This window comes from Citrobacter sp. wls829, from assembly GCF_005280825.1.
GTDB lineage: Bacteria > Pseudomonadota > Gammaproteobacteria > Enterobacterales > Enterobacteriaceae > Citrobacter > Citrobacter gillenii.
Map to the genome: position 1 here is coordinate 96,220 of NZ_SZWP01000056.1, position 12,422 is coordinate 108,641.

At 54.3% G+C, this 12,422-nt stretch carries 11 protein-coding genes; 4 read left to right on the forward strand and 7 right to left on the reverse strand.

Annotated elements, in window-relative coordinates; genetic code table 11:
• Nucleotides 1–22: 22 nt before the first annotated feature.
• Entirely contained in the window at nt 23–1,129 is a 1,107-nt protein-coding gene (gene asd / locus FDW88_RS11115; RefSeq protein ID WP_096759248.1) for an aspartate-semialdehyde dehydrogenase, read from the reverse strand.
• A 189-nt stretch (nt 1,130–1,318) separates the two neighbouring features.
• Here asd and yhgN point away from each other — a divergent pair, with 189 nt between their 5' ends.
• Nucleotides 1,319–1,912 (forward strand): NAAT family transporter YhgN, encoded by a 594-nt coding sequence (yhgN, locus tag FDW88_RS11120; protein WP_003023480.1) that lies wholly within the window; start codon nt 1,319–1,321, stop codon nt 1,910–1,912.
• Nucleotides 1,913–3,052: 1,140 nt separating this feature from the next.
• A complete protein-coding gene (locus FDW88_RS11135; protein ID WP_137362560.1) occupies nt 3,053–3,499 on the forward strand; it encodes a hypothetical protein in 447 nt (148 codons plus the stop codon).
• Nucleotides 3,500–3,530: 31 nt separating this feature from the next.
• Here the strand turns inward: FDW88_RS11135 and gntU are convergent, their stop codons facing one another.
• From gntU to FDW88_RS11160, 5 genes are all read right to left on the reverse strand, one after another.
• Entirely contained in the window at nt 3,531–4,871 is a 1,341-nt protein-coding gene (gene gntU / locus FDW88_RS11140) for a gluconate transporter (protein ID WP_115257284.1), read from the reverse strand.
• Complete coding sequence (gene gntK / locus FDW88_RS11145) at nt 4,871–5,401, reverse strand: gluconokinase (protein ID WP_096759246.1); 531 nt, start codon at nt 5,399–5,401, stop codon at nt 4,871–4,873. The genes gntU and gntK overlap by 1 nt, the downstream gene beginning before the upstream one ends.
• Before the next feature lie 140 nt (nt 5,402–5,541).
• Nucleotides 5,542–6,537 carry a gluconate operon transcriptional repressor GntR gene (gntR, locus tag FDW88_RS11150; protein WP_096759245.1) on the reverse strand — a complete coding sequence of 332 codons (996 nt, stop codon included), beginning with the start codon at nt 6,535–6,537 and terminating at the stop codon, nt 5,542–5,544.
• Nucleotides 6,538–6,775: 238 nt separating this feature from the next.
• Nucleotides 6,776–7,465 (reverse strand): quercetin 2,3-dioxygenase, encoded by a 690-nt coding sequence (gene yhhW / locus FDW88_RS11155; RefSeq protein WP_137362561.1) that lies wholly within the window; start codon nt 7,463–7,465, stop codon nt 6,776–6,778.
• 123 nt (nt 7,466–7,588) lie between these two features.
• Nucleotides 7,589–8,626, reverse strand: a complete 1,038-nt coding sequence (locus FDW88_RS11160; RefSeq protein WP_137362562.1) for an oxidoreductase — start codon at nt 8,624–8,626, stop codon at nt 7,589–7,591.
• A 471-nt stretch (nt 8,627–9,097) separates the two neighbouring features.
• On the opposite strand from FDW88_RS11160, the gene yhhY reads away from it, so the two are divergent.
• Both yhhY and FDW88_RS11170 read left to right on the forward strand, forming a co-directional pair.
• Nucleotides 9,098–9,586, forward strand: a complete 489-nt coding sequence (gene yhhY, locus FDW88_RS11165) for an N-acetyltransferase (RefSeq protein WP_096759242.1) — start codon at nt 9,098–9,100, stop codon at nt 9,584–9,586.
• A gap of 44 nt (nt 9,587–9,630) precedes the next feature.
• The gene (locus tag FDW88_RS11170) at nt 9,631–10,515 is read left to right on the forward strand and encodes a hypothetical protein (protein ID WP_117342612.1); all 885 of its coding nucleotides are present in this window, start codon (nt 9,631–9,633) and stop codon (nt 10,513–10,515) included.
• A gap of 47 nt (nt 10,516–10,562) precedes the next feature.
• On the opposite strand, the gene ggt is transcribed toward FDW88_RS11170, so the two are convergent.
• Nucleotides 10,563–12,305: a gamma-glutamyltransferase gene (ggt, locus tag FDW88_RS11175; RefSeq protein ID WP_096759239.1), complete on the reverse strand. Its 1,743-nt coding sequence runs from the start codon at nt 12,303–12,305 to the stop codon at nt 10,563–10,565.
• Nucleotides 12,306–12,422 lie beyond the last annotated feature (117 nt).

Here is a 12,422-nt window from a genome sequence, read left to right on the forward strand (position 1 = left end):
ATGCTTATCCGGCAGTCCCGCATTACGCCAGCTGACGCAGCATCCGGCGCAATGGTTCCGCAGCACCCCAGAGCAGCTGATCGCCCACGGTAAAGGCTGACAGGAACTCCGGTCCCATATTCAGCTTACGCAGACGACCGACTGGCGTGGTCAACGTACCGGTAACGGCCGCTGGGGTTAACTCACGCATGGTGATATCCCGATCGTTTGGCACCACTTTCGCCCACGGATTGTGCGCGGCCAGCAGTTCTTCCACGGTCGGAATCGACACATCTTTTTTCAGTTTAATCGTGAACGCCTGGCTGTGGCAGCGCAGTGCGCCGACGCGCACGCACAGACCATCCACCGGGATCACGGAAGACGTGTTAAGAATTTTGTTGGTTTCCGCCTGCCCTTTCCACTCTTCGCGGCTCTGGCCGTTATCGAGCTGTTTGTCGATCCACGGAATCAGGCTCCCGGCCAGCGGGACGCCAAAGTTATCAACCGGCAAGGAGCCGCTACGGGACAGGGTTGTCACTTTACGTTCGATATCGAGGATAGCAGAAGAAGGGGTCGCCAGTTCATCGGCCACATGGCTATACAGATGGCCCATCTGCGACAGCAGTTCACGCATATGACGCGCGCCGCCGCCGGAAGCCGCCTGGTAGGTCGCCACGGACACCCAGTCCACCAGATCGTTGGCGAACAGACCGCCGAGTGACATCAGCATCAGGCTAACGGTGCAATTACCGCCGACAAACGTCTTGATGCCGTTGTTCAGACCATCGGTGATCACATTCTGGTTAACCGGATCGAGAATAATGATGGCATCGTCTTTCATGCGCAGTGAAGAGGCCGCGTCAATCCAGTAACCCTGCCAACCGCTTTCACGAAGCTTTGGATAGATTTCGTTGGTATAATCGCCGCCCTGACAGGTCACAATAATGTCGAGCGCCTTCAGCGCATCGAGATCAAATGCATCCTGAAGCATGCCGGTGGAGGTCGCACCAAACGTCGGTGCCGCCTGCCCAAGCTGGGAAGTAGAAAAGAAAACAGGGCGAATGGCGTCGAAGTCGCGTTCTTCTACCATGCGTTGCATGAGTACAGAGCCGACCATACCGCGCCAGCCGATAAAACCAACATTTTTCATAGCGTTTTTTCCTGCAGAGATGTGTGCTGTGTATGTACGCCATTATCCTGTGACGTATCCTTCACCATACAAAAAGCAGCCAAAGTCGCAAGTGAAATTAATCAATGATAGCGAAGCCATCAGTAATGCGACTTATCCCGCTGCGCTCGCAAGCAGAAAGTCCGCGGTAATTATCAGGGAATTTGAGTTATGAATGAAATCATTTCAGCGGCAGTTTTATTGATCCTGATTATGGATCCGCTCGGAAATCTGCCCATTTTCATGTCCGTATTGAAACATACTGAACCGAAACGCCGTCGCGCAATTATGATTCGCGAGCTGTTTATTGCGCTGCTGGTGATGCTGATATTCCTGTTTGCGGGCGAGAAAATTCTGGCATTTCTTAACCTGCGCGCGGAAACCGTGTCGATCTCCGGGGGCATCATTTTGTTCCTGATCGCCATCAAGATGATTTTCCCCAGCGCCACCGGTAACAGCACCGGACTGCCCGCAGGCGAAGAGCCGTTTATCGTTCCGCTGGCCATTCCGCTGGTGGCGGGCCCCACCATCCTGGCGTCGTTGATGCTGTTGTCGCATCAGTACCCGAATCAGATGGGACATCTGGTGATTGCCCTGCTGATCGCCTGGGGCGGAACGTTTGTGATTTTATTGCAGTCGTCGCTGTTCCTGCGCCTGCTGGGTGAGAAAGGGGTTAACGCGCTCGAGCGCCTGATGGGGCTGATTCTGGTGATGATGGCAACCCAGATGTTCCTCGATGGCGTACGGATGTGGATGAAGGGGTGACGCACTCATATTACGCCGGGTGGCGGCTTCGCCTGACCCGGCCTACGATGTGGATGTGTGCTCGTTTGTAGGCCCGGTAAGCGCAAGCGCCACCGGGCAACCGTTTTGAAGCTGGAGAGCATGGCATTTCAGAGAACGATTCCGTTCACGTTATGTTCATTGCTTCTCTGAGATCTCGTCACCGGTGAACGTGTTAAGGGGGCTACGCAGCCCCCTTAACAATCCCGGCTCTCCGGCAGGAAAATCGCCGCTTCGCGGTTCCCTCATCTTATTCCTTCCCGCTTCCGGGGACGGGCACAGGTAGCGTCCATGCAAACAGCGCCCTCGCCGCGCATCCTTGCGCGTCGCCCCGGCGCTAAGGAAACGACTCAGCAATTTTCAGCCGGACCAGCCCACACCTGACCACACCTGACCACCTGAGCTTTTACTTGAATATCTCTGAACAGCAAAATGGATATAGCTGAAAGCCAGAGCGCTGAAGCGACACCCTGGTCCGGCTGAAAATCGATGAGGTGTTGACGGCTGACCGGGTCTGCCCGCAGGGATGCGGGCAGAGGGGACGGCCTGCATGGATGCAGGCTCGGCCCCGACCCGACAGGCAGACGGAATAAGACGAATAACTCGCGCAGCGACGATTTTCCCGCCGGGAGCCTGGGTTGCAAGGGAGGCGGCGGTGAGCCTCCCTTGCACGTTCACGGGTATCAGCGCTTCAGAGAAATGACACCACTCAGGTGAACGGAACCCTGAGCAATAATCACATGTTCACCCTACATGCTTAACTGAACGGCATTGCACTGTAATTTCAGGTATTCCTTATGCTTTTAAACCGCTGAGAAAACGTATTTTCATTTCTGCGAAGCGCCTTCCGGAATGCCCTCTTGTCAGCATCGCGGATTAGCATTATCTTCTCGCTGCTCCTGCAAAATCAGGTGCCAGAATTAGCCTTCTGAACTCCTTCATCGGTGACGCAAGTATTTTTGTGTCGCACGCTTAGGTACACTTCAATGGTGGACCGGGCGGGGGCGTCGCAAGACGCACCGGTATCCGATGAGGCCGGTAAGGCTAACCCTGCTCGGTTCCACCACCAGTGAGATTAGCCTCTCCAGTGGTGGATGAAAATCACTCATCGGAGGCTGCCCTATGGCGACTACCCCTCTCTTTTCACACTCTTTATTTACCCTGCCCTTTAGCCATGCCACAGATTTCACCGAGCTGGCGGATAACTGCGAGCGTTTTGTCGAAGGACTTGTTGAATGCCATAACCCGGTTGAAAAACTGGCGATTTGCGCACGGCTGTCGGCCTGCCTCGCGTTATTGCAACCGACCCTGACAGAACCGGTGCCGCATCACCTGCAAGTCAGCCTCACGGTGGAAACATTCCCCACCCGTTCTCCGCTCTTTGAGCCTGAACCCGACCAGATGGGGCGCTACTGTCAGTTATTAACGCACCTGCTGATGAGTAAAACGCTGTCTGACGAGATGGAACGCGTGGCGGGTGACTTACTGCAGGATCTGGTGGAATATTTCGCCGATACGCTAAAAGCGCCGCGCTGGCTGAAAACAGAAGAAGGGTTGGTCGTGCTATAAAAAAGCCGGGTAGCGCTTGCGCTTAATGCCCTCAGCTCAATAGCTGGAAAGCAATCATACCGACAATTGCACCGACCGTGCCGAGGATGGTTTCCATCATCGTCCAGGTCTTCAGCGTTTGCGCTTCGGTCGCACCAGTGAACTTACCGAACAGCCAGAAACCGGCGTCATTCACGTGACTGACCACGATAGAGCCACCCGCGATACAGATAGACAGGGCCGCCATCTGCGCGCCGGAGAAGTTCAGCTGTTCAATCACCGGCATCACCAGACCGACCGCCGTTAAGCAGGCCACGGTTGCAGAACCCTGAATGATACGCACCGCCGCTGCCAGCACAAAGCAGGTGATGGCAATCGGCAGGCCCATTCCGGTTAATGCTTCACCCAGTGCCGGACCGACACCAGAATCCACCAGCACCTGCTTGAATACGCCACCAGCACCGATCACCAGCAGAATAATCCCCGCCGGTTGCAGCGCATGACCGCAGATCTCCATCACTTTGTCTTTTGGCATCCCCTGGCGAATGGCCAGGCCGTAAATCGCCACCAGGCACGCCACCAGAATCGCGGTGAACGGGTGACCGATAAACTCGAACCATTCGTAGGTTGAAGAACCGACCGGCACAAAGCGTGCGGCGATGGTTTTCAGACCCACCAGTACCAGCGGCAGCAGGATCAGCGACAGGCTGAAGCCGAAGGATGGCATTTTCCCCTCGCCCAGATGCGGCTCGGTAATGTCTTCCGGCACGTGCAGCTCAACGTAACGGCTGATAAAGTTGCCCCACAGCGGCCCGGCGATAATCATGCCCGGGATCGCCGCACACAGGCCAATCAGGATCATCCAGCCAAAGTCGGCGTGCATCTGAGAAGCCAGCAGCATCGGCGCAGGCCCCGGCAGCAGAAACGCCGCCGCTGCCGCCACGCCCGCAAACAGCGGAATGACCAGCTTAACCAGGTTGGTACCGGTGTGGCGCGCCATCGAGAACGCCACGCTTATCAGCAGCACAATCGCCACTTCAAAGAACAACGGTAATGCGCAAATCAGACCGGCCAGGCCAATCGCATAGTGCGCGCGACTGTGACCAAAGGATTTCAGCATTTTGACGGCAATCTGATCGACCGCGCCCGTTTCATGCAAAATCTTACCGAACATGGCACCGAGAGCGACCACAATCGCCAGGAAGCCCAGCGTGCCCCCCATCCCTTTTTCCATGGTGGCCGCGATTTTATCGAGCGGCATACCGGAAAAGAGACCTGCACCAATAGACACCACCATCAAAGCAACGAAGGCGTGCATACGCGCCTTCATTACTAAAAACAGCAGTAATAAAACAGACCCTACTGCTGTTAAAACAAGCGTTAATGTAGTCACTACTTACTGCCTTGGTTTATAACCTCAATGGTGCTCGCTACCACACCGTCCAGTGGTTGATCGATATCCACCACCAGTACATCGCTTTCGTCCGCACCCGGCTCTTCCAGCGCATCGAACTGGGTAACCAGCATCTGCGTTTTGAAGAAGTGACCTTTGCGCGCTTTCAGGCGGCTTTCAATCACGTCGAAGTCCCCTTTCAGGTAGATGAAAGAGAGATTCGGATTGCCTTCGCGAAGCAGGTCGCGATAGTGTTTTTTCAGCGCAGAACACACGATCAGCGAGACCTTGTTGGTACGCTGCATCGCAAAGGCGGCATCATTGAGCGCCTGTAACCACGGCTTACGGTCGTCGTCGTTCAACGGCTCACCGGCGGCCATTTTCGTGATGTTGCTGCGCGGATGGAGAAAATCGCCATCAAGAAACGCGGCCTGCAGTTGATGCGCCACTTCACTGGCGACAGCAGATTTACCGCTGCCCGATACGCCCATCAGAACGTAAACGTGGTGATCATGATTAGTCGTGCTCAAAGCGTTGCCCCCACTGGTACAAGAATCAGGAATTGTTACGGGTAACTGTTATCGGTAACATTGTCCAGCCGGACAAATGGAGAAGCAATATCCATTCGTGCTCGAAGTGTATAAGTGTGAGCTACGTCAAACTTGTCGGCTTAAATAGATCCGCCCGGTGACAAGGTGAAACCTAAATCTAACATTTTAGGTGTGACTGCTTCACCGCGGATACGCGCCAGCAGACGCTCAGCGCCAATGCTGCCCATCCGTTCACGCGGCGTGAGCACGCTCGCCAGACGCGGTTCCATCACCTGCCCGATGTCATGACCGTGGAAACCAGCGATCGCCATATCATCCGGAATTTTCAGCCCTAAGCGCTGGCATTCAAATGCCGCCCCGACCGCCAGGTCATCGTTAGTACAGAACACACCGTCCAGCTGCGGGTATTCACGCCGCGCCTGACGGATAAGCTCAATACCAGACGAATAGGAAGAAGATTGTTCCACCATCACGCTATACGGCACCAGACCGGCGTCGCGCATGGCCTGCTCGTAGCCCCTCTGTTTGATGATAGTTCGTTCATCCAGACGCGCTCCCAGATAGGCAATGTGGCGATGCCCACGCGCGATAATGGCGGCGGTCATCTGGCGGGCGGCTTCGAAGTTGTCAAAACCGACGGCGATATCAAGACACGGAGACTGGCTGTCCATCAGTTCAACCACCGGGATCCCCGCCACTTCGATCATTTTCAATGTACGCGGGGTGTGGCTGCGTTCGGTGAGGATCAGGCCATCGATATTCCACGATAGCATTGATTCCAGACGTTCCTGCTCCATCTCGGGCTTATAGCCGTAGTGCGCCAGCATGGTCTGATAACCGTGGCGGTCAGTCACGGCCTCAATGCCGCGTAACACTTCAGCAAAAACCTGGTTGGTGAGAGAGGGTAACAGCACGCCGATAGCACGACTGGTAGCATTTGAAAGGATATCAGGAGCACGATTGGGAATATAACCCAGCTCATCAAGTGCAGCGGCAATTTTGCCCCGCAGCGCCACGGAGACCTGCTCCGGGTTGCGCAAAAAGCGACTGACCGTCATTTTGGTCACGCCCACGCGGTCGGCTACATCCTGAAGTACGGGTCTTTTCTTTTTCATCGTCCTGAAGCGTTAAAAAGGGATAGATTCCCCGAGTTTACCACGGACGTGCGTGAACCTTCGCAGAGAAAAAAAGGAGTTTTTTATTGTGAGAAATACACAAAATCATTCGAGTTGCATCAAGGCGGCGACGCAGTAGATTTGAACGCTGCTTACAGCGGCCCCGAAGGGGCGAGGCCTATGGATGGGCCGAGTAATAAAGCCAACACAGATGCAGTTTGAAGGATGCCGTGTATTTTTATACAGGCGGCAAGTCAAACAGTAACACTTCGCTGTCGGCATGAATCGAAATGGCCTGTTCATCCCAGATTGCCAGACCATCACTGGTGGACGCTTTGGTTCCGTTGATGGTGACATTGCCTTTCACGACCTGGATCCACACGCGGCGTTCCGCGGCTATCTGATGTACCGATTGCTCATCTTTGAGCAGCGCCCAGCGATACAGCTCCATATCCTGGTAAACCTTCAGCGAACCGTCACGCGCATCCGGCGACAACACCAGCTGTTTGCCCTGCGCGGCATCAAAACGGCGCTGCTCGTAGCGTGGCGTAATGCCGTTTTCCTGCGGGATGATCCAAATCTGATACAGGTGCAGCTTCTCGGTGTCGCTTGGGTTGTACTCCGAGTGACGGATCCCCGTCCCGGCGCTCATAATCTGGAATTCACCTGCAGGTACCTGCTCTTTGTTACCCATGCTGTCCTGATGCTCCACCGCACCTTCCAGTACGTAGGTCAGGATTTCCATGTCTTTATGGGGGTGCGTACCAAAACCCTGGCCTGCGTCGATCACGTCATCGTTAATCACGCGCAATGCTGAGAACCCCATAAAATTCGGGTCATAGTAGTTGGCAAACGAGAAGGTATGCCAGGAATCGAGCCAGCCATGATTTGCATGACCACGGTCGTTTGCTTTGCGTAAGAAGATCATTGTGTTCACCCCCAGATGTTTTCGATGGAGTCAGTGTGGACTCAATCACTCAGGGATCATAGAGGGTGAAAATTGACGCCTCTGTTCAAAAAAAATGAACAAGCCCAGAGGCGTCACTTAGCGCTATTTGGCGAGGGTTATCGTGGCAGGCGTTGCCTGTTCAAAGGCGCGCTCGAGGATCTCGAGGTTAGTAAGAACGTCAGATTCCTTGACGTAATTAGGCGTACCGGTGGTCAGCGACTGATACAGCGCATCATAGACGCGGCCGTAGTCGCCCACTTCCGGTTTCATCTCTTCTTTCACCGTAATGCCATCATCGTTGACATATTCCAGCACACCCACTGAATCATCGGCGGCAAAACCGGGTTCCCCCGGCATAATATTGGCCTTCAGGCTGGTCTCCTGCTGGTCGATACCGTACTTCACAAACGAGCCTTTAGTGCCGTGAACGATAAACTTCGGATAGTCGATTTTCACCAGGTGGCTGGTTTTGACGATAGCCTTCAGGTCACCGTAGAACAGCTGCGCTTCAAAGGTATCATCAGGATTCGCTTTGTTGCGTAGGCTACGGATGTCATAGGCAACGTGGTCGGGGCGACCAAACAACGAGATAATTTGGTCCATGGTGTGTACGCCCAGCCCATAGAATGCGCCGTCCTGCGGCAGACCCGGCTGGGTTTCCACCACCGGGCGGTAGTAGTCAAAATGGCTCTCCACTTCAACAATCTCGCCCAACTTGCCGCTCTCAATCGCCTTTTTGGCGGTGAGGAAGCAGGAATCGAAGCGACGATTCTGGTACGGCGTAACGATCAGCCCCTTGCTTTGCGCCAGTTCGAACAGCGCTTTTGCCTCTGCCAGCGTTGGTGTGAATGGTTTCTCCACCAGCACGTTTTTACCCGCTTCCAGCGCACGCTTTGCGTATGCAAAGTGACTGTCTGCATGTGTGCAGACGATCACCAGCTTCACCTGCGGATCGTTTAATACCTCGTCGAGGTCGCTGGTAAAGTGGATGTGTGAATATTGCGGTGCCTGCTCTTCCGGCTTGGCGTGACGACGGAAGATATGCGCCACGTGCCAGCTGTCTTTGCGGTTGAGAACGTACGGTAAATGGTAGCGGGCGGTGCTTTTACCAAACCCAATGAATGCGCAGTGTAAGGTCATGAGGCAATCCTTTTGAAGGTGATTGCCTACACCATAACGCAAAGTGGGGGGAGACTGAATCCATCCTGTCATCGTGCCGGATGCGGCGTGGCCTTATCCGGCCTACAAAAGCAGTAGCCTCAAGATCGGCCGGCGGCGTCGCGGTCAGTTTGTTCACGGCAAGCGCGCAGGGCCCGGAGCGTACTAAATGTACGTGAGGAGCACGAGCACTTCCCGGGGACAAAATGGCAAGTAAGCCAGGCTGAAACAAAACCCCAAAAAAAAAGCCAGCAAAAGCTGGCTAAAGTAATACTGGAAGCAATGTGAGCAATGTCGTGCTTTCAGGTTCTCCGTAGGGTTCCCCTGAACGCAGAGCAATAATAATCATTCTCATTCGCACTTGTCTACTTCTTTTTGCAAAAAAAATGCAGTTGACGGATTTTTCTTTCTCAGCGAGTGTAAATACACAATTAACCCTGCAGGAGATAAGGAATGAGTGAGATAGTGATACGCCACGCTGAAAAGAAAGATTACGACGCCATTCGTCAAATCCATGCCCAGCCGGAGGTGTATCACAATACGCTACAGGTTCCTCATCCTTCCATGGAGATGTGGCAAGAACGGCTCGCCGAGCGCACCGGTGTCAAACAACTGGTTGCCTGCATTGATGATATTGTCGTGGGGCACTTATGCATTGAAGTCACCCAGCGCCCGCGCCGCAGTCACGTCGCTGATTTTGGGATCTGCGTAGATGCCCGCTGGCAAAATCGCGGCGTCGCCAGCGCGCTCATCCGCACCATGATCGACATGTGCGACAACTGGCTGCGCGTCGAGCGCATTGAGCTGACGGTGTTTGTCGATAATGAGCCTGCTGTGGCGGTGTACAAAAAGTATGGCTTTGAAATCGAAGGGACCGGTAAGAAATATGGCCTGCGCAACGGTGAGTACGTTGATGCGTACTTTATGGCGCGCGTGAAGTAATGGTTGGGCGAGTCATCTCGCCCTTTTTATTGAAAGGACGCATCGTGAAAAAGGTTTTATCGCTGGTTCTGCTGGCAACGATTTCCCCCGGCTACGCCACGACCGTACAAAATGTGGATTCCATCCCCAACGCCATTCAACATCCGGAAGGCAAGCAGATTTTCGCCGAGCAAATGATGGGGGCAACGCCCGCCAAAGGGTTTGGTGAACTGCCGCAAGGGTTAGAGGTAGCGCAATGGATCAGCTGGGTTGCGCCGAATGAAGACCCCAAAAACCTGATTATGACCGGTGCCAAAGCCTGGGGCAAAAACGGGAAATACATTGGCGTCGCCTGTTTTGCCGATAATCAGGCAGAGGCAGAACAAACCAGGAAACGCGCAGATAACGGCTGTCCGGAAAATTACAGCACCAGCCGCGTCAATAAATTATATCTCGGCGTTTTCTCCTGGCAGAATCAACAGTTGCAGCCGATCGCACGTTCAGAAAAACCGCTAGACCAGCTCTCAACGTGGAATGAAAACGCCGAAGCGCAGAGTGATGATGAGTCCGTCAAACCGCTGGCTTATTACACCAAACTGGATCTGGCCCCTTATCGGATCGCACCCGATACCCTGGCATTCGGGGTACGCGGCGGGTACTCAAATGCGTATTCCGGCGGCGGTGCATTTTATGAAGTGCTGGAGCTCTACGCGATTAAAGACAACAAGATAATCAACGTGTTTTCCAACCTTGTTTACCAATATCAGGATATCGCCGGGGACTGGAATCAGGACGGAACGCGACAGCACGACATCAGCGAAAGTAAGTACATCCTGAAAATACGCACGGCAAAGACCGCCGGTTTTTATGACGTAGAGCGTGTTAACCTTGAGGATAAAAGCAGTCGCATATATCGCTGGTCTGAATCACAGCAACAGTACGTTCCCTAGCTGACAGATAAGGCCTACAGCGTATAGCACGATGTAGGCCATTCACCTTAGTACCCCGCCGTTAAATCATCCACGGAGCGTGGGTCAGACGCGCCATACAGTGCGCCATCCGGCCCGACCATAATGCTCTGGGTGCTGCCCATCGCCTCTTTGAGCGCGACTTTTTGCCCTTTCTGTTCCAACAGTTTGATGGTGTCCGGGCTGAAGCCTTTCTCGATGCGCAGCTCATCCGGCAACCACTGATGATGGAAACGCGGTGCATTGGTGGCTTCGGCGACGTTCATTCCAAAATCGATGCTGTTGACCACCATTTGCAGCACAGTAGTGATAATACGACTGCCGCCAGGGCTGCCGGTAACCAGCCAGGTTTTGCCGTCTTTCACTACGATGGTCGGCGACATGGACGACAGCGGGCGCTTATTCGGCCCTACCGCGTTGGCATCACCGCCCACCAGCCCGTAAACGTTCGGGACACCCGGTTTGGCAGAGAAGTCATCCATTTCGTTATTGAGCAGAATACCGGTGTTACCCGCCACAATACCGGTGCCGAAGGTGGTGTTCAGGGTATAGGTCACCGCCACGGCGTTGCCGTCTTTATCCACCACCGAGAAGTGGGTGGTTTGGTTACTTTCGTACGGGGCAAGCTTGCCCGGTTTGATCTGACTGGAGGGTTTGGCTTTATTGATATCGATCTGCTCAGCAAGCGATTTGGCATACGCTTTGTTGGTCAGCGCCTGCCACGGTACCTTCACAAAATCCGGATCGCCAAGGTATTCAGAGCGGTCGGCGTAAGCATACTTCTCCGCCTCCGCCATTACCTGCATGGCATCGGCGCTGCCAAATCCGTATTTCTTCATATCGAAGTTTTCGAGAATATTAAGGATCTGCACGATATGAATACCGCCAGAGGACGGGGGCGGCATCGAGAAGACCTGGTATCCGCGATAGTCGCCGCTAATCGGTTTACGCTCCACGGCTTTATAAGCGGCTAAATCGTCTTTGCTCATCAGCCCGCCGTTCTTCTTCATCTCCTCGGCTATCTGATCGGCAATCGCCCCTTTATAAAACGCATCCGGGCCATTCTCGGCAATCATCTCGAGGCTTTTCGCCAGGTTTTTCTGTACCAGCTTGTCGCCCTTTTTCAGCGGTTCGCCGTCTTTCCAGAAAATAGCTTTGCTGTTCTCGTGGTTGGGGATCACTTCGCTGCCGTAGGTTTTGAGATCGTCAGCCAGCGCATCGTTTACCACAAACCCCTCTGCCGCCAACTTCATCGCCGGGCGTACCACTTTGTTGAGCGGCAGGGTGCCATATTTTTCCAGTGCCAGCGAGAATCCGGCCACGGTCCCCGGCGTGCCGGAAGCCAGATGCGAGGTTAGCGATTTTTTACTGTCCGGATTGCCCTGATCGTCGAGGAACATATCACGCGTGGCGTTAGCCGGCGCCATTTCACGGAAATCAATAGCGGTCGTATTCCCGTCTTTGGTGCGCAGCAGCATAAATCCACCGCCGCCCAGGTTCCCCGCCTGGGGATGCGTCACCGCCAGTGCATACCCCACGGCCACGGCAGCATCTACCGCGTTACCCCCCTGCTTTAAGATATCTACCCCAACCTGCGTGGCCATCGCATCCACGGAGGCAACCATCCCCTGCTGCGCGCGCACGGGATGGAACACATCTTCTTCCACGCCATATGATACTGGCGGCGCAGCCGGTGCGGCAGCCGCGCTGAAACAGCTTCCTGAGAGCAGAGCAGCAATGGCTACCCGGCGTATAAACGTCGGTTTTATCATCGTTATTCTCCAGATGTACGGGGGTCTGCCCCCACTAAGCCTGGTGCATAACTCTGAAATAACCATCGTAACGACGAGAAAGGAGTAAACTAAAGAGATCCCCGAGAGGAGAAAAGC